The 17,731-nt window shown below is 70.9% G+C and carries 16 protein-coding genes and 4 tRNA genes; 13 read left to right on the top strand and 7 right to left on the bottom strand.

What is annotated here, in order from left to right:
- On the top strand, nt 1-934 hold a 934-nt coding region (locus G6030_RS01220), incomplete at its 5' end, for an aminodeoxychorismate lyase (RefSeq protein ID WP_347238545.1).
- Between the two features lie 141 nt (nt 935-1,075).
- On the opposite strand, the gene G6030_RS01215 is transcribed toward G6030_RS01220, so the two are convergent.
- The 4 genes from G6030_RS01215 to G6030_RS01200 all read right to left on the bottom strand — a co-directional run bounded on the left by G6030_RS01215 (nt 1,076) and on the right by G6030_RS01200 (nt 4,012).
- The gene (locus tag G6030_RS01215) at nt 1,076-1,762 is read right to left on the bottom strand and encodes an FABP family protein (protein WP_007632128.1); all 687 of its coding nucleotides are present in this window, start codon (nt 1,760-1,762) and stop codon (nt 1,076-1,078) included.
- A 104-nt stretch (nt 1,763-1,866) separates the two neighbouring features.
- The gene (locus G6030_RS01210) at nt 1,867-2,382 is read right to left on the bottom strand and encodes a hypothetical protein (protein WP_007632131.1); all 516 of its coding nucleotides are present in this window, start codon (nt 2,380-2,382) and stop codon (nt 1,867-1,869) included.
- Between the two features lie 45 nt (nt 2,383-2,427).
- Complete coding sequence (locus tag G6030_RS01205; RefSeq protein WP_007632133.1) at nt 2,428-3,258, bottom strand: sulfurtransferase; 831 nt, start codon at nt 3,256-3,258, stop codon at nt 2,428-2,430.
- Between the two features lie 10 nt (nt 3,259-3,268).
- Complete coding sequence (locus G6030_RS01200; protein ID WP_007632134.1) at nt 3,269-4,012, bottom strand: DUF2993 domain-containing protein; 744 nt, start codon at nt 4,010-4,012, stop codon at nt 3,269-3,271.
- An 84-nt stretch (nt 4,013-4,096) separates the two neighbouring features.
- Here G6030_RS01200 and G6030_RS01195 point away from each other — a divergent pair, with 84 nt between their 5' ends.
- The 6 genes from G6030_RS01195 to pstB all read left to right on the top strand — a co-directional run bounded on the left by G6030_RS01195 (nt 4,097) and on the right by pstB (nt 9,915).
- On the top strand, nt 4,097-4,786 hold the full coding sequence (locus G6030_RS01195) for a winged-helix domain-containing protein (RefSeq protein ID WP_007632135.1): 690 nt from the start codon (nt 4,097-4,099) through the stop codon (nt 4,784-4,786).
- Nucleotides 4,783-5,721: a mycothiol synthase gene (gene mshD / locus G6030_RS01190; protein ID WP_007632136.1), complete on the top strand. Its 939-nt coding sequence runs from the start codon at nt 4,783-4,785 to the stop codon at nt 5,719-5,721. Before G6030_RS01195 ends, mshD begins: the two co-directional genes overlap by 4 nt.
- A gap of 254 nt (nt 5,722-5,975) precedes the next feature.
- Entirely contained in the window at nt 5,976-7,085 is a 1,110-nt protein-coding gene (gene pstS, locus G6030_RS01185; RefSeq protein WP_182641935.1) for a phosphate ABC transporter substrate-binding protein PstS, read from the top strand.
- Nucleotides 7,086-7,165: 80 nt separating this feature from the next.
- Nucleotides 7,166-8,215, top strand: a complete 1,050-nt coding sequence (pstC, locus tag G6030_RS01180; protein ID WP_007632138.1) for a phosphate ABC transporter permease subunit PstC — start codon at nt 7,166-7,168, stop codon at nt 8,213-8,215.
- Entirely contained in the window at nt 8,215-9,129 is a 915-nt protein-coding gene (gene pstA, locus G6030_RS01175; RefSeq protein ID WP_182641934.1) for a phosphate ABC transporter permease PstA, read from the top strand. The genes pstC and pstA overlap by 1 nt, the downstream gene beginning before the upstream one ends.
- Before the next feature lie 9 nt (nt 9,130-9,138).
- On the top strand, nt 9,139-9,915 hold the full coding sequence (pstB, locus tag G6030_RS01170) for a phosphate ABC transporter ATP-binding protein PstB (protein ID WP_061228990.1): 777 nt from the start codon (nt 9,139-9,141) through the stop codon (nt 9,913-9,915).
- Nucleotides 9,916-10,066: 151 nt separating this feature from the next.
- On the opposite strand, the gene phoU is transcribed toward pstB, so the two are convergent.
- From phoU to G6030_RS01155, 3 genes are all read right to left on the bottom strand, one after another.
- A complete protein-coding gene (gene phoU, locus G6030_RS01165; protein WP_182641933.1) occupies nt 10,067-10,849 on the bottom strand; it encodes a phosphate signaling complex protein PhoU in 783 nt (260 codons plus the stop codon).
- A gap of 78 nt (nt 10,850-10,927) precedes the next feature.
- A complete protein-coding gene (gene dusB, locus G6030_RS01160; protein ID WP_182641932.1) occupies nt 10,928-12,106 on the bottom strand; it encodes a tRNA dihydrouridine synthase DusB in 1,179 nt (392 codons plus the stop codon).
- Nucleotides 12,107-12,177: 71 nt separating this feature from the next.
- Nucleotides 12,178-12,253: transfer RNA gene (locus G6030_RS01155), tRNA-Lys, on the bottom strand.
- A 103-nt stretch (nt 12,254-12,356) separates the two neighbouring features.
- Between G6030_RS01155 and G6030_RS01150 the strand changes: the two genes are divergently transcribed.
- From G6030_RS01150 to G6030_RS01125, 6 genes are all read left to right on the top strand, one after another.
- Nucleotides 12,357-12,429: transfer RNA gene (locus G6030_RS01150), tRNA-Glu, on the top strand.
- Between the two features lie 216 nt (nt 12,430-12,645).
- A tRNA-Asp gene (locus tag G6030_RS01145) sits at nt 12,646-12,722 on the top strand.
- Nucleotides 12,723-12,769: 47 nt separating this feature from the next.
- Nucleotides 12,770-12,843: transfer RNA gene (locus G6030_RS01140), tRNA-Phe, on the top strand.
- An 86-nt stretch (nt 12,844-12,929) separates the two neighbouring features.
- A complete protein-coding gene (locus tag G6030_RS01135) occupies nt 12,930-16,169 on the top strand; it encodes an arabinosyltransferase domain-containing protein (protein ID WP_182641931.1) in 3,240 nt (1,079 codons plus the stop codon).
- A gap of 74 nt (nt 16,170-16,243) precedes the next feature.
- The gene (locus G6030_RS01130; RefSeq protein ID WP_063972928.1) at nt 16,244-17,029 is read left to right on the top strand and encodes an enoyl-CoA hydratase; all 786 of its coding nucleotides are present in this window, start codon (nt 16,244-16,246) and stop codon (nt 17,027-17,029) included.
- The coding region (locus G6030_RS01125; RefSeq protein WP_182641930.1) for a GTP-binding protein at nt 17,017-17,731 on the top strand (715 nt) is incomplete at its 3' end. The genes G6030_RS01130 and G6030_RS01125, both read left to right, overlap by 13 nt.

The following is a 17,731-nucleotide window of genomic DNA, read 5'->3' as shown; positions in this document are numbered from 1 at the left end:
CGTACCAGGTCGTAGTGTGGGCTCCATGGGCACTCCAGCGGGAACGGCGATCGATCGGCCTGACGATGCCAGGGTCGTCGTCCTGGTCTCCGGCGGACCGGGGGGGCCGCGGCCACGGGTCCACCCGGCGTCCGAGCCGTTGCTGCTGGCGGACGACCTCGCCGCCGTCCGGGGGGACGGGTGCTTCGAGACCCTCCTGGTGGTGGGAGGGCGCCCGGCCAAGCCCGAGCGGCATCTCGCGCGTCTCGCGAGGTCGGCGGCCGCGTTGGGGCTCACGGGGCCCTCGGAGTCCGCGTGGCGGGCCGGAATGGACCTGGCCGCGCGCGAGTGGGGCACCCGGACGGAGGGCATGCTGCGCCTGGTGCTGTCCCGTGGACCCGAGCGGGGCGGGCAGGAGACCGCGTACATCACCGTCGCGCCCGTCAGCGGGTCAGCGCTCCGGGCGCGGGCGGAGGGGATCGCCGTGACGGCCCTCGGTCGGGGGTACGCCTCCGATGTCGCCGGATCCGCGCCGTGGCTGCTGATCGGCTCCAAGACCCTGTCGTACGCCACGAACATGGCGGCCCTCCGGCACGCCGCGGCGGGCGGGTTCGACGACGTGGTCTACCTCTCCTCGGACGGTGAGGTTCTCGAGGGGCCACGCTCGACGGTGGTGATCGCCCGCGACGGTGAACTGCTGAGTCCACCGGCGGAGGTCGGGATCCTCGAGGGCACGACCCTGGCCGCGATGGCGGAGGTTGCCGCACGCGACGGTGTGCCCGTGCGGCGTGAGCGTCTCCTGCTCACCGACCTCGTGTCGGCCGACGCGATGTGGCTGCTGTCCTCCGTGACGCTGTACGCCCGGGTCCGGCGGATCGACGACACGACGTTGCCGGGTGGGGACCCCGGGATCGACGTCGCCGGGATGGTCGATCGCGCGGTCGGACGCGCATGAGAACCGCCCACCCGACCGGAATCGGGTGGGCGGGAGCGAAGCCGGCTGCGCAGGGCGGGTCGGCTACGCGGGGCGGGTCGGCTGCCTGGAACGGGTCGGCGGGGCGGGGCCGGCTGCGGGGGTGGGGTCGGGGTCGGCGGGTCAGCCCGCGACGCGGCGCAGGCGCGCGGACATGTGGGGGACCAGGCCCTTCTCCGGGTGGACCCGTTCCTCGACCCAGCCGAGGTCGCCGCCCTCGACGATCCCGTAGATCCTCTTGGCACCGCCCCGCTTGGGGCCGGTGGGGGAGGCGAGGACCACGTCGGTGGCCATCTCCCAGGCCGACTGGGTGATGGGCGTGCCGTAGTACATCTCGATGATCCCCGAGGCGTGGGCCACGAGGAACTCGAGCTGGTCGTCCGCCGAGATCCGCCAGAACCCGGTCTCGCGGTAGGCCGCGTCGTCCACGGCGCCTCCGGAGTCGTAGGTCCACGAGCGGGAGGTCCAGCTCAGGTAGTTCTCGCCGTCGTGCGAGACCACCACCTGCTGGCCGAACCGGTGCTGACCGCGGTCCTCGGTGTCCGCCTCACCCTCACCCTCCCAGACACCCACGAGGGGGAGCAGGGCGAGCAGGCCGGGGTGGAGGTCGGGCCCGAAGCGCAGGTTGGCGGTGTCCTCGGGGACGGGGAGTTCGGAGAACGCGGGGATGTTGCGGCGGGCGGTCTCCTCGGAGCGCTGCGCGGCGGCGTTGACGGCAGCGTTCCCGGACCCGCGCACCACCGACTCGCCTACCCCGTCAGGGGTGGGCGGCGTGGGGTCGCCGGCGTTCGGCTGGCCGCTATCCGTCACGACTCGTCGGTGACCGTGCGGTAGACGATGTAGCAGGTGGCCCACAGGATGGCCAGCGTGCAGAGGACGAGGAGGATCTCGAAGAAGAGCACCATGGCCTGATTCTAACCCCGAGCCGTCCGACCCACTGCGATGCGGGCGTCGATCGAGTGGATGAGACAGTCCTCGGGGGGCACGACGAAGTCCTCGGAGACCCTGGCCCTCACGCCCAGAACGGTGGCGAGCGTGAACTCCGCGTGCACGACGCCCTCCCGGCCCGGGGGATCCACGGTGAGGACGATGTCCCGCACCTCACGGATCACCGAGTACTGCAGGTGCAGGTGGAGGTCCCACCGGAGCTGGGCCGCGTTGAAGCCGGTCTTGATCCCGTTCTCGCGCCGCACGCAGTCGGGCGCGAACGGGACGCGGAACGCCGCGGCCGGCGCGGTGAGGGCGGTGAGGTACATCCGCACCGCGGCCTCGCGCTCCTCGGGGGAGTAGGGGCCGGGGTGGTCGGGTACCGCGGGGGTCGCCCCGCGACGCTGATCTATACCCACGAGGACTGCGGAGGCGACGGAGGCGCCGACGGCGACCACCGAGGCCCGCCCGGCCATGCCGAGCGCACGGGACAGCAGAGTCATGGGGTCGAGATTAGCCAGCCCCACGCCCGCGCGGTGCGCGAGGTCTCACCGCTCGACCGGGACCCCGATGAGGGAGCCGTACTCGACCCAGCTGCCGTCGTAGTTGACGACGTTGGGCTGGTCGAGGAGCTCGTGGAGGACGAACCAGGTGTGGCTGGATCGCTCCCCGATCCGGCAGTAGGCCACGATGCGCCGAGCGGGGTCGTCGAGCACGTCCGAGTAGATCTCGCGCAGTTCCGCGTCGGAGCGGAAGGTGCCGTCGCGGGTGACCGCGCGGTTCCAGGGGATGCTGACCGCGCCCGGGATGTGGCCGCGCTGGCGCCCGCCCTCCTGCGGCAGCCCGGCGGGGGCGGCGAGGCGACCGGTGTACTCGTCCACCGAGCGCACGTCCACGAAGCCGTCGCGTCCCAGCCCGGCGAGGACGTCGTCGCGGAACGCGCGGATCGACAGGTCCTGGGGGTCGGCCACGTAGTCGGTGACCGGGCGGCGGGGCGCCTCGGTCTCCAGGGGGCGCCCCTCGCGCTCCCACAGCATGCGGCCGCCGTCGAGGAGCCGGACGTCGCGGTGCCCGTAGAGGCGCAGGTACCAGTAGGCGTAGGCCGCGAACCAGTTGTGGTTGCCGCCGTAGACGACGATCGTGTGGTCGCGGCTGATGCCCCGCTCGGACATGAGTTCGCCGAAGCGTTCGCGGTCGACCAGGTCGCGGGTGTACTGCTGCTGCAACTCGGTCCGCCAGTCGAGGGCGACGGCACCCGGGATGTGGCCGTCGGTGTGGTATGCCGTCACGTCCTCGTCGACCTCGAGGAAGACCACCGAGTCGTCGGCCAGGCGCGAGGCGGCCCAGCGGGTGCTGACCAGTACGTCGTCGCGACTCATGTGCGCGAGTCTAGTGTCCGGGGCGCGCGAGGCCGTCGAGCGGCGCTCCGCCGGCCGCGACGGTGCCGGCGGCGGTGATGGTGCCGCCGGTCACCGTGAGGGTGTCGACCGTGGCTCCGAGGGGGAGGACATCGGGTTCCAGGGTCAGGGCGGTCCGGCGCAGTGCGAGCTCGCCGTCACCGTCGGGGAACCCCGCGGGTCCGGTCGCCGGGGCGACGGGGACGAGCCGCGCGCCGTGGGTGTCGACGACGAGGTCGACGAACGCCGAGACGCGGACGTCGGATCCCTCGAGGGTCCCCGTGACGCGGGCCCGGTGTTCGGTTCCGCCCGCGAGGCTCGGGTCGTCGGCGGCGCCGACCAGCACGTCCCGCATCCCCAGGGCGGGGCCGAGTGAGTCGCCGGTGATCTGGACCGAGACCGTCGACTCCCCGGCGATCGGCGGGGCCACCGGATCGTCGGGCACGAGGACGTCGGTGGCCCTCGCCTCGACGGCGACGGGGCCGAGACCCGGCCGTTCGATCCCCTCGATCCGGATCGCCGCCGACGCGAGGGTCTCGGGCCCGACCCATCGCGACCCCGGACCGCCTCCGATCATGACCGACGGGGGCGCCGACCCGGGCCTCGCGGGGCCGCCGATCCGGGTCGACAGGTCAGCCTCGATCCGGGAGGCGTGCACCGTCTCCGTGACGACGGCGCCGAGGGCGACCGCGGCCACTGCGACGACCGCGACGACGGCGGGGCGGGGGATCCTCATGGGCTCCAGGTGTACTCCACTCCCTGTTTCGGGGGTGGAGGTCGCTAGTATTCCTCTCGGCCCCCCGGATGGAGAGGAAGCGACATGGACGTAGTGCTCCTCGCCGCTGAAGCAGACCCGGAGGCGGTCATCCCGGCACTGCCTCTGCTCCCGCACTCGGTGCGTGTGCTCCCGCCGCTCGCCTCCTCGTTGGGCGAGCTCTCCGGGGCGGCCCTCGCGCTGGTCGACGCGCGGAGTGATCTGGCGGCGTCGCGGGCGTTGTGCAGGCTTCTCGCGGGCGGCGCGGACCTCGCCGTCATCGCGGTGGTCTCCGAAGGCGGGTTGATCGCGGTCAGCGGCGACTGGGGCCTGGACGACATCCTCCTGCCGACCACGGGGCCGGCGGAGGTGGACGCCCGGTTCCGACTGGCGGCCGCGCGCCGCACCACGCAGGGCGAGGCCGACGGCGGCCTGCTCACGGTCGGTGAGCTCGTGATCGACGAGGAGACCTACGTCGCACGCGTCAAGGGCCGGCCCCTGGACCTCACCTACAAGGAATTCGAGCTCCTCAAGCATCTCTGCCAGCACCCCGGCCGGGTGTTCTCGCGCGCCCAGCTCCTCCAGGAGGTGTGGGGCTACGACTTCTTCGGCGGCACACGGACCGTCGACGTCCACGTTCGGCGCCTGCGCGCCAAGCTGGGCCCGGATCACGAGTCCCTCATCGGTACCGTCCGTAACGTCGGGTACAAGGCGGTCAGGCCGACGGACCGCCGCGAGGAGGGAGGGGACGCATGACGGTCGACGAACGATCGATGGACGCCGCCACCGCCGACCGGGTGGAGGCGATGGCCGGGGAGGCCGAGAGTCTGGACGGGGTGGCCCCGCTGGGGGAGCAGCCCCTGCGGGCGCTCCGGTCGCCGTCCGCATCGGTGCGGCACTTCCTCGCGAGCGTTCCCGGCGCCGACGAGCCGGCCGGGTACGCGCAGCTGACCGGCTCCGGGACCGGTGCGACCGCCGAGCTGGTGGTCCACCCCGGACACCGCCGGCAGGGACTCGGGACCGCCCTCGTGCGCGCGGTGCTGGAAGCGGAACCGGGTGTGGCCGTGTGGGCCCACGGGGATCTGCCGGCCGCCCGGGCGCTCGCCGACGGCATGGGCCTCGCGCGCACGCGCGAGTTGCTGATGATGCGCAGGCGCGCCGCCGACGGCCCTGCGCTGCCTGATCCGCGCCCTGCCGAGGGGATCGAGACCGGCACGCTCGCCGACGCGGCCTCCGAGGGCGGACAGCGGTGGCCGGGACTGGACGCGCGGGCGGAGTTCCTTCGAGTGAACAACGCCGCGTTCTCGTGGCACCCGGAGCAGGGCGGGTGGAGTCGGGAGCAGCTCGACGAGCGGCTCGCCGTGGACTGGGTCGACCCCGCCGCGGTGTTCCTCGCCGTGGACGTCACGGGCCCGCGGCCGACGTTGGCCGGATTCCACTGGACCAAGACAGTCGCGGAGCCGGGGGAACCGGTGGAGGGCGAGGTCTACGTCGTCGCGGTGGACCCGGCGGAGCAGGGTCGTGGGCTCGGCGGGCTGCTCACCGCCATCGGCGTCGCGCACCTCGAGGGCCCCGTCGGCGCGGAGTCGGTGGTGCTCTACGTCGAGGGCGACAACTCCCCGGCGATCCGGACCTACGAGAGGCTCGGTTTCGCGGTCGAGCACCGCGATGTGACCTATGCCTCGCGGTGAGACCCGGCGGTGACGGAGCCCGTCGATTCTCAGGGACACCCCAGGTGGGGGCCTCGCCGGGCGGGCTCCGCGGGCAGGGTGAACTACGCGCGAGCAGGGAGTTCATCTCGGGTTCACCTACCTCCGCGGGGCTGTTCACGTCCGAGCTTTAGGTTCTCTCCCCGTCGGGCCGGTGTGTGCGGTCCGGCCCCGCGACCAGATCGCCAAGAACGTGACCCGGTGGGGCGTCCCGCCGGATGAACCTAGGAGATTTTGTGGACCTCAAGCGCACCGGTGCCCTGCTCGGGCTCGCCGCCCTCACGACCGTCGGCCTGGCCGCGTGCTCGGACGACAACACGGGCGGGGACAACACCTCCGCTCAGGCGGTCTCCGACGCGGAGTGTGGCGGCAAGGCCAACCTCAACGCCTCGGGTGCGTCGTCGCAGAACAACGCCATGACGATCTTCGCCAACTCGTTCTCCATGAGCTGCGAGGGGCAGACCCTGGACTACAACTCCAACGGTTCGGGTTCCGGGGTCAAGGAGTTCATCGGCGGCCAGACCGACTTCGGTGGCTCCGACTCGCCCCTCAAGGACGACGAGTACACCCAGGCCGAGCAGCGGTGCGAGGGCCCGGCGTGGAACCTGCCGGCCGTCTTCGGCCCGATCGCGATCGCCTACAACCTGGACGGCGTCGAGGTCGCGCTGTCGGCCGACACGCTCGCCAAGATCTTCAAGGGCGAGATCACCAACTGGAACGACCCGGCCATCGCCGAGGAGAACCAGGGCGTCGAGCTGCCCGACCAGGACATCACCGTGATCTTCCGCTCGGACGAGTCGGGCACCACCGACAACTTCCAGAAGTACCTCGAGGCGGCCGCGCCCGAGGTGTGGACCGAGGGCGCCGGCAAGACGTTCAACGGCGGCACGGGCGAGGGCTCGCGAGGCAACGAGGGCGTCTCCGCGGCCGTCGCGCAGACCCCCGGCACGATCACCTACACCGAGTGGTCCTACGCCAAGAGCCAGGACCTCGGCATGGTCAAGGTCATCACCCCGGCCGACTCCGAGGGCGTCGAGCTCAACGCCGAGACCGCCGGCACCACGATCGACTCGGCCACCCTGAAGAACGAGGGCTCCAACGACCTGGTCATCGACACCTCGTCGTTCTACGTCCCCGAGGCCGCGGGCGCCTACCCGATCATCATGCCGACCTACGAGATCGTCTGCTCGACCTACGGCGATCCCGAGACCGCCGAGGCCGTCAAGTCCTTCCTCAACATCGCGGTGTCCGAGGACGTCCAGGGTCAGCTCGAGCCCGAGGGCTACATCCCGGTGCCCGACGAGTTCCGCGAGAAGCTGGTGACGGCGATCTCCGAGATCTCCTGATATTTCCGGTCACCGCGTCCACCCCTGTACGGTCGGGCGCGGTGACCGACCCCTTTCCCACCTGAGCGACTGAAGGTCTCATGACAGTTCACGAATCCGTCGACCGTGACGCCGGCAAGAACTCCTCGTCCGGCGGGCCCGCCGACGGCACCGCCCCGGCGTCGGACGCGGACACGGGCGGCGGGAGCGGCCTGCGCGACGCCGGGTCGTCCCAGAGGATCGACGCGATCTTCCGCGGGCTCACCGTTTTCGCGGGCGCGGTCATCGTCGCGCTCATCGCCCTCATCGGGATCGTTCTGGTCATGCAGGCGACGCCGTCGCTCATGCAGAACAACGTCAACTTCTTCACGTCGTCCGTGTGGAACACCACGGACCCGGAGAACATGTCGTTCGGCATCCTCGACCTGCTCAAGGTCACGGTGCTGAGCTCCGTCTTCGCCCTGGTGCTGGCGGTGCCCGTCTCCATCGGGATCGCCACGTTCCTGGTGCAGTACGCGCCGCCCCGGCTCTCACGGACGCTGTCGGCCCTCATCGACCTGCTGGCCGCCGTGCCGTCGATCATCTACGGCATGTGGGGTCTGCTCGTCCTGGGGCCGTGGATGGTCCCGTTCGCCACGTGGCTCAACGAGAACCTCAACTGGTTCTTCCTGTTCGGCGACGGCAACGTCACGATCGCCGGCGGCGGCACCATCTTCACCGCCGGCGTCGTCCTGGCGATCATGATCCTGCCGATCATCACCTCGATGTCCCGCGAGACCATTCGCCAGACGCCTTCTCTGCACCAGGAGGCGGCGCTCGCGCTGGGCGCCACCAAGTGGGAGAAGATCCGGATGACCTGCTTCCCCTACGCCAAGTCGGGGATGATCGCCGGCTCCATGCTCGCCCTCGGTCGCGCCCTCGGTGAGACCGTGGCCGTCCTCATCATCCTCCGCGCGGCGAGCGCGCCCAGCACGCTGTCGCTGTTCGACGGCGGCTTCACGTTCGCGTCCAAGATCGCGTCCGGCAGCGCGGAGTTCAACCACCCGCTGCCGACCGGCGCGTACATCGCCGCGGGCCTCGTGCTCTTCATCCTCACCTTCATCGTCAATCTCATCGCGCGCTCGGTGTCCGGTGGAAAGGTCAACGGCTGATGTCCCAGGCAACCCCCGACCTCGCCAAGCCGGCCAAGCCGGCCGATACGTTCCTCCCGATCTCGGGCAGCCGCAAGGTCAAGGACAAGGCCGCGACCGTGGTGTTCACGGTGTGCTTCATCCTCGCCGTCGTCCCGCTGGTCGCCCTGCTGTTCAAGGTCGTCGTCTCGGGAGTGCCCGCGGTCCTGAACCTCGACTGGTGGACCAACTCGTTCAACCTCGTCTCGCCGTCGTCGATGGCCGGCGGTGTCGGCCACGCGATCTACGGCAGCCTCGTGCAGGCGCTCATCGCGGCCGTCATCTCGATCCCGCTCGGCGTGGCGGCCGGCATCATGCTCGTCGAGTACCCCGACTCGAAGATCGCCAAGCCCACCACCTTCATGGTCGACGTCCTCGCCGGCGTCCCGTCCGTGGTGGCCGCCATCTTCATCTTCGGCATCTGGATCTCGGTCCTGCAGTTCAACCTCAGCGCGTTCGCGGTGGCGCTGGCGTTGGTGCTCCTCATGCTCCCGCTCATCGTGCGGTCGACCGAGGAGATGCTCAAGCTGGTCCCCGACGAACTCCGCGAGGCCTCCTACGCCCTCGGGGTGCCCAAGTGGAAGACCATCGTCAGTGTGGTGGTCCCGACCGCGCTGTCGGGCATGATCTCCGGCATCTTCCTCGCGCTCGCCCGCGTGATGGGGGAGACGGCCCCGGTGCTGATCCTCGTGGGCTACACGGCGCGCTACAACTACGACGTCTTCGAGGGCAACATGGCCTCTCTGCCGCTGCTGATCTACAACCAGCTCTCGAACCCCAACGAGGCCGGCCAGTACCGCATCTGGGGCGCCGCCCTGACGCTCATCATCATCATCGGGCTGGCGAACGTGCTCGCCACGTTCGCCGCCAAGGCGCTCGCGCCCAAGACCAAGTAAGGACCCGACATGGCCAAGCGACTCGACCTCGAGAGCGTCGACATCTTCTACGGCGACTTCCACGCCGTGAAGGACGTCAACCTCCATGTTCCGCCGCGCTCCGTGACGGCGTTCATCGGCCCCTCCGGCTGCGGCAAGTCCACGGTGCTGCGTTCGCTCAACCGCATGCACGAGGAGATCCCCGGCGCCTCGGTGAAGGGCTCCATCAAGCTCGACGGCGTCGACATCTACGACAAGAAGATCGACCCGGTCGCCGTCCGCCGCACCATCGGGATGGTCTTCCAGCGCCCGAACCCGTTCCCCACGATGTCGATCAAGGAGAACGTGGTCGCGGGTCTGCGTCTTCAGGGCGTGAAGAACAAGAAGACCCTCGACGAGGTCGCGGAGAAGTCGCTGCGCGGTGCCAACCTGTGGAACGAGGTCAAGGACCGTCTCGACAAGCCGGGCGGTGGCCTGTCCGGCGGTCAGCAGCAGCGTCTGTGCATCGCCCGCGCGATCGCCATCGAGCCCCAGGTGCTGCTCATGGACGAGCCCTGTTCGGCGCTCGACCCGATCTCCACCCTGGCGGTGGAGGATCTCATCGCCGAGCTCAAGAACGACTTCACCATCGTGATCGTCACGCACAACATGCAGCAGGCTGCCCGCGTGTCCGACCAGACGGCGTTCTTCTCCCTCGAGGCCACCGGTATGCCCGGGCAGCTCGTGGAGGTCAACTCCACCGAGCGCATCTTCTCGAACCCCGAGAACAAGCAGACCGAGGACTACGTCTCGGGCCGCTTCGGCTGAGCCGACTCCCGGCGCGCGTCGACTCGCGGCTGGAGCCGGCTCCGGCGAGAGTCGGCTCCCGACGCACAGACGACCGCCCCGGTCACGGCTCCGCGCCGCGACCGGGGCGGTCGCCGTCATGAGTCACAGGCTCGGGTGCGACACCCGGCGGTCAGGCCCCCTGCGGAGACCCCTCGCCCTCATCCGGTTCGTGCTGCGCCATGCGCTGCTTGAAGGCCCGGTCCGTCTCGTTGAAGCGGCGAACCAGCTCCTCGCTCGACGGCGACGGCTCCTCGGGATCGCTCTCCGGGGTGGTGGCGTACTCGCCGGTCGCCAGGAAGATCACGCGCTGCGCGACCTCGACCGCGTGGTCGGCGAACCGCTCGTAGTACCGGCCAAGCAGGGTCACGTCGACCGCGCAGGCCACGCCCCACTTCCACTCGCGAACGGTGAGCAGGGTGAACAGGTGGCGACGTAGGTCGTCGACCGCATCGTCCTGCTGCGCGAGGGTCGCGGCCTGCTCGGGATCCCGGTTGAGCAACACCTCGGTGGCCGAGCGGCCGAGGGAGACGGCCACGCGGCCCATCTCCGCCAGGTAGCCGTTGACCGGCTCGGGCAGAACCGGCTCGGGATGGCGCCGGCGGACGATCTTGGCGACGTGGCCCGCCAGGGTGCCCATGCGGACCAGGTCCTGCACCAGCTGGATCGACGTGACCACCTGGCGGAGGTCACGCGCCACCGGGGCCTGGAGGGCGAGCAGCGCGAAACCGCGCTCCTCGTTCTCGGTCGCCAGACGCGACATCTCCGACGACGACTGCAGGACCTTCTCCGCGGCGACGAGGTCGACCTGGAGCAGCGCGTGGGTGGCCAACTCCATGTCATCGGTCGCGAGGGAGCACATCCGGGCCATCGAGGTGGCCAGATCCGCGAGTTCTTCGGAGTAGACAAGACGCATACCGCCAGCATACGCCCATGTCAGCGCGGTGATCGCCGCTCACGATGAACGCCCGGTGAACTCGCGGTCACCCGGGGGTCAGCCCCCGGAGTTCTCGGCGTCCGCGCCGGCGAGCGCCACCGCGTCGTCCTCGGGATCGTCCAGCCAGCCCTCGGGCAGCAGGACCTTCGAGGGCGAGCCCTGCCGGCCCCGCGGTCCGTAACCGTCGGCGGGGAACGGCTCGTCGGTCGGCAGGTCGGCGAGCATCGCGGCGAGATCGTCCAGCGTGCGGACGGCGGACAGGGCCACCCGCTTCTCCGACCCGGCGGGGAACCCGCGCAGGTACCAGGCGACGTGTTTACGGATGTCCCGCATGCCCTTGTCCTCGCCGTGGTGCTCGGCGAGGAGTTCGCCGTGGCGGTACATGATCCGGGCGACCTCGCCGAGAGTGGGCGGGGTCGGCGCCTCACGCCCCGCGAGGCGGGCGGCCAACTCGGAGAACAGCCACGGCCGGCCGAGGCAACCACGACCGATCACCACGCCCGCGCACCCGGTCTGTTCGCGCATCCGCACCGCGTCCTCGGCGGAGAAGATGTCGCCGTTGCCCAGGACCGGTACGTCCGACACCGCGCCGACGTGCTCGACGAGCCGCGAGATCTGCGACCAATCGGCTTCACCCGAGTACCGTTGGGCGGCGGTCCGCGCATGGAGCGCCACCGCTTTGGCGCCCTCGTCCACGGCGATCCGGCCGGCGTCGAGGTGGGTGTGGTGCTCGTCGTCGATCCCGACGCGCATCTTGACCGTCACCGGGATGTCGGTGCCCTCGGTGGCCCTCACCGCCGCCGCCACGATCGACCGGAACAGGCGCCGCTTGTAGGGAATCGCTGATCCACCGCCGCGCCGGGTGACCTTGGGGACCGGGCATCCGAAGTTGATGTCGATGTGGTCGGCGAGATTCTCGTCGACGATCATCCTGGCGGCCGCGTACGTGTACTCGGCGTCGACCGTGTACAGCTGCAGGCTGCGGGGCGACTCGTCGGGCGCGAACGTCGCCATGTGCAGCGTCGCCGGTTGGCGCTCGACCAGCGCACGGGCCGTGACCATCTCGCACACGTACAGTCCCGACACCGAACCCTGCTGCTCCCGCTCGATCTCGCGGCACAGGGTGCGGAACGCGACGTTGGTGACCCCGGCCATCGGCGCGAGGACGACGGGCGACGCGAGCTCGAGCGGGCCGATGCGCAGCGCGGGGGAGGCGGTGGCGGTGGGGACGGACATGGATCAAGTGTCCCAGCGGTCGGCGCACGCGTCCAAAATCGGGGGACGAGCGGCCGACCCGGCGACCGCGGTGGTGCCCCCAGTCGGGCTCGAACCGACGACCTGCGGATTAAAAGTCCGTAGCTCTACCAACTGAGCTATAGGGGCGACGGTCACGATACCGCCCCGCCTCCCGGTTGGTTTATCCGCCCGGCGGGCGGTGTCCTACACTGGAGCGCGCTGCGGACCGGCGATCCCGGACGTGGCGTAGGCCCCCTTCGTTTAGCGGCCTAGGACACCGGCCTTTCACGCCGGCAGCGCGGGTTCGAATCCCGTAGGGGGTACACACAGCCGAGGTCCCGGTCACCGAGCAGGTGGCCGGGACCTCGTGCGTTCAGCGCCTCACGACGGTGGCGCGGCGCAGCGTCACCACGGGGGCCGGGCTCGGCCGAGCTCACCGTCCCGAACGCGGCGCTGACCAGCGCGGGACCGGGGGATCGGGCCCCGATTTGCGCATCGACGGCGGCGTCCACTAATGTTCTTTCTCGTGCGAAGAGCACGGCCCTGTGGCGCAGTTGGTTAGCGCGCCGCCCTGTCACGGCGGAGGTCGCGGGTTCGAGTCCCGTCAGGGTCGCCAGAGGCAACCGGCGCATTCGGTTTCACCGGGTGCGCCGGTGGTCTTATGGCCAGGTAGCTCAGTTGGTACGAGCGTCCGCCTGAAAAGCGGAAGGTCGTCGGTTCGATCCCGACTCTGGCCACGACTGACATGGCGCGTCGGAGGGTTATCCCTCCGGCGCGTTCGTCGTTTCGGGGATCGTCGACCCCTCGTTATAGCGTGGACGCCATGCCATCGACTGCCACCGAGGTCCCTGTCGTGCCGGAGAGAGCCCAGTCGGGACCTCGGTGGGGGATCGTCGCCGCAGTCAGTGGGCTGATCGGCATCCTGCTCGCGATCGTCGTGCCGCTGCTCCCCGTCACGCAGACCACGTCGAGCATCAGCTGGCCCGAGGGCGGCACCCTCGACCCGGTCACCGCGCCCTTGGTGGCGTACTACCCGCTCGACATCGCGGTGGAACTCCCGTGCTCGGCGGTGACCGAGCTGCGCGAGCAGGGCCGTGAGGACGGCGTCCTCGTCTCCACCGCGCCGCGCGAGGCGGGGGAGGACGCCGGCGCGCGCGGCCTCATGGTGTCCGTGGCCGGGCCGAACGTCGAGGTGCGCAGCCGCAACGTTCTGATCGCCTCCGCTCCGACGGAGGCGGTCGCCGCGCCCGGCGGTTGCTCGAGCATCCGCGTCACCGCCGACTCAGGGTCGATCGGGGCCGAGTTCGTCGGTCTCTCCGTCGACGGGCAGGGCGTCGGAGGCCGCATCGACCGCGACCTGCGGCCCCAGGTGGTGGGTGTCTTCACCGATCTGGAGGGCGCCGCGCCGGAGGGCATGTCCGTCGACATCACGGTCGACTCGCGGTACACCACGCAGGCGACGGCGATCAAGCAGATCGCGATCGTCGTGGGCATCCTCGCCATCATCGTCGCGCTGGTCGCCCTGCACCGGCTCGACCTGCGAGATGGCCGGGTGGCGCGTCGGATCCTCCCGCCGGGCTGGTGGAGGCCGCGACCGCTGGATCTGCTCGTCGTGGGCACCCTGCTGGTGTGGCACGTCATCGGCGCCAACACGGCCGACGACGGCTACATCCTCACCGAGGCGCGCGCGGCGGTCTCCAGCGGCTACATGCCCGAGGTGTTCCGTTACTACGGTGCGCCCTACGCCCCCTTCGGGATGCCGTACTATCTCTACACCCTGATGAGCGCGGTCTCGCTCGGCAGTGTCTGGCTCCGACTGCCCGCCCTGCTCCTGGGCATCGGATCGTGGATCCTGCTCTCGCGGGAGGTCATCCCGCGCCTGGGAATCGCCGCCCGCCGGGCGCCCGCCGTCCGGTGGAGCACCGCCGCCGTCTTCCTCGCGTTCTGGCTCACCTACAACAACGGCCTGCGCCCCGAGCCGATCATCGCCTTCGGCGTGCTGGCCACCTGGGTCTCGCTCGAACGCGCTCTCGCGACCGGCCGGCTGCTGCCGGCGGCGACAGGCTTCATCATCGGCGGGCTCACCCTGTCCGCGGCGCCGACGGGGACGTTCTGCATCGCCGTCATCATCGCCGCCTCGCGCCCGCTGCTGTTGCTCGTCATCCGGCGGGCGCGGCGCGACGGGTGGATCCCGACCGTGGCGCCCCTGCTGGCCGCGGGACTCGGGGTGCTGCACCTCATCTTCCTGGACCAGCCGCTGGTCACCACGCTCCAGTCCTCGGCGCTGCTCGGCGACGTCGGGCCGACCGGCCGCTGGTTCGAGGAGGTGTGGCGCTACGAGTGGCTGATGAACCCGACTCCGGACGGCTCGCTCGCGCGGCGGTTCGCGGTGCTCACCATGTTCCTCTCGCTCATCACCTGCGCGGCGATCCTCTTCCGCAAGGGTCACGTCCCCGGCGTGGCGATCGGGCCGGCCCGGCGCATCGTGGGCCTCGCGGCCATCTCCATCGCCTTCATGGCGCTCAACCCCACCAAGTGGACCCACCACTTCGGCGCCTTCGCGACCATCGGTGCGGCGCTCGCCGCCCTCGTGACCATGGCGGTTCTGCCCACCGCGACCCGCTCGTTGCGCAACCGCATGCTGTTCCTGGCCGCCGTGTTCTTCGTCCTGGCGCTGAGCTTCACCTCCACCAACGGCTGGTGGTACATCTCTATCTACGGCATCCCGTGGGGCGGGGCCCAGCCGTCCATCGCCGGCGTCACCCTGTCCTCGGTGTTCGTCGGCCTCATGCTGCTGGCCCTCCTCGCCGCGCTGGTGCTGCACTACCGCGAGCCGTTCCTCCCGCGGACCGGGCCGCAGCGGGCCGACCGCGACCGCGGGCCCCTCCGTCGCTTCGCCCGCGAGATCTCGCGGGCCCCGCTCGGGCTCGCGGCGGCCCTCGTCGTCGTCATCATCGTCGCCTCCATGGCCGCGGCCGTTCGTAACCAGTACCCCGCCTACTCGGTGGGCCTCCAGAACCTGCGCGCACTGTCCGGGAAGCCGTGCGGCATCGCCGACGCGGTCCTCGCCGAGCCGGACGCCAACGCGGGCCTCCTCGCGCCCGTGGGCGAGCCGCGTGACCAGCTCGAGGCCGGGGCCGAGGCGGTCCGGTTCGAACCCGACGGCATCCCCACCGATCTCACGGCGACGCAGGACGTCGACACCGACACCCCGGGTACCGGCGAGAGTTCCGACACCACGTCGACCACCGCCGGCACCGAGGGCGGTGTCCGCGCCGGGGAGGGCATCAACGGCAGCCACGCCGTCCTGCCGTTCGGGCTCGACCCCGCCCGCGTGCCCGTCCTGGGCAGCCACCAGACCGGTGCGCAGTTCAACGCCGAGACGACCACCGACTGGTACCCGCTGCCCGACCGGTCGGACGAGAACCCGCTCATCACCATCGCCGTGGCCGGCTCCTTCGCCCCCGACGCCCTGCGCGTCGAGTACGCGACCGGCGACGGCACCGAGGCCGCCGGCTCCGTCCTCCCCCTGGACATCGGCCCGGCCCCCGCGTGGCGCAACCTGCGCGTGCCCGTGGACACGCTGCCCGAGGACACCACCGCGATCCGGCTGGTCGTGCGCGACCTCGACCCGGACCCGTCGCGCTGGATCGCCTTCACCCCGCCGCGCATGCCGGAGCTCGTGACGATGCAGGAGCTGGTCGGCGACACCCGTCCGGTGCTGCCCGACTGGGCGGTGGCGTTCCACGTGCCGTGCCTGCGCCCGTTCGACGAGTACGCCGGCATCCACGAGCTGCCCGAGTACCGCGTGCTGCCGGACCGCGGCCTGGCGGTGAGCTCCACCAACACGTGGCAGTCGTGGGACGGCGGCGGGCCGCTCGGCTTCATCGAGCTGCTGCTCGAGGGCGAGACCGTGCCCACCTACCTCGAGCACGACTGGGACCGGGACTGGGGATCGCTCGTGCGGTACACCCCGCTCGTGCCCGAGGCGCGCGAGGCGACCGTCGACCACGGAGAGGCCGTACGGTCGGGGCTGTGGAACGGCGGGCCGCTCGCGCGCTGACCGGCTAGCATCGGCCCCGGAGTCTTTACAAGGACTTCCAACTAATCGTAGGCAGACACAGAGTGGAGACGCGCATGTCCGTGACGGAGAAGCAGTTCGAGAACATCCTGGTCGAGCAGACCGACCGGGTCGCCACCATCACGCTCAACCGACCCAAGGCGCTCAACGCCCTGTCCAGCGCCATGGAGAAAGAGGTCGTCGAGGCCGTCGAGGGCCTGGACTCGGACCCCGGCGTCGGCTGCATCATCATCACCGGCTCGGAGAAGGCCTTCGCGGCCGGCGCCGACATCAAGGAGATGAAGGACAAGAGCTACCCCGGCATCTACCTCGAGCGCTTCTTCCACGACTGGAAGCGCCTCACCGCCGCGCGCACCCCGATCATCGCCGCGGTCTCCGGCTTCGCGCTGGGCGGCGGCTGCGAGCTGGCCATGATGTGCGACATGATCATCGCGGGCGACAACGCCAAGTTCGGCCAGCCGGAGATCACCCTCGGCGTCATCCCCGGCATGGGCGGCTCGCAGCGCCTCACCCGCGCCGTGGGCAAGGCCAAGGCCATGGACCTGTGCCTCACCGGCCGACAGATGGACGCCGACGAGGCCGAGCGCTCCGGCCTGGTCGCGCGCGTGGTCCCCGCCGCCGAGCTGCTGGACGAGGCCCGCAAGGTCGCGGAGAAGATCGCGTCCATGAGCAAGACCACCGCGATCGCCGCGAAGCAGGCGGTCAACCGCTCGTTCGAGACCACCCTCGAGGAGGGCCTGCTCGCCGAGCAGAACGCCTTCTACGCGCTGTTCGCCACCGAGGACCAGTCCGAGGGCATGTCCGCGTTCGCGGAGAAGCGGAAGCCCGAGTGGAAGCGCTGAGCGATCGCCTCGCGCACGGTCACCTCGCCGGGGGCGGTGACGGGCGCACGGACGCCCGCCGCGCCCCCGGTGAGCCGTTGCCGGTACTGGTCCTGACCGGCTACCTGGGCGCGGGCAAGACCACCCTTCTCAACCATCTGCTCTCCGGCGCGCCCGGCCTGCGGATCGCGGCGATCGTCAACGACTTCGGCGAGATCGACGTCGACGCCACCGCCGTGGCCGGCCGCGTGGACTCCATGGTCTCGCTCGCCAACGGCTGCGTGTGCTGCGAGGTGGACGCCAGCGAGCTGGCCGGGACGCTGGGCCGGCTGGCCGATCCGGACATGGGTCTGGACCTGGCGGTCATCGAGGCCAGCGGGCTCGCGGAGCCGTCCGTGCTGTCCCGGATGGTGCACGACGTGCCGCGCGATGTGGTGCGGCACGCAGGGATGATCCAGGTGGTCGACGCCGAGGGCCTCGATGACGCCATGGAGCGGCACCCGAGACTGGCCGCGCACCTGGCGGAGGCCGACCTCGTCGTCGTCAACAAATGCGACCTCGTCACCCGCGAACGGTTCGGCGAGCTCCGATCGACGATCCGCGCCCACGCCCCGCGCGTGGCCGTACTGCCCGCGGTGCGCGCCGCCGTGCCGGCCGGGCTGCTCCTGGGGCTGGAACCCACCGCGCCCCTCACCGCGTCGACCGCCGCGCACGACGGGGGAC

Source organism: Dietzia sp. E1, assembly GCF_014145015.1.
Classification (GTDB): Bacteria; Actinomycetota; Actinomycetes; order Mycobacteriales; family Mycobacteriaceae; genus Dietzia; species Dietzia cinnamea_A.
Note: the sequence above shows the minus strand (reverse complement) of the source record. Positions and strands in the feature narration are given on the sequence as shown.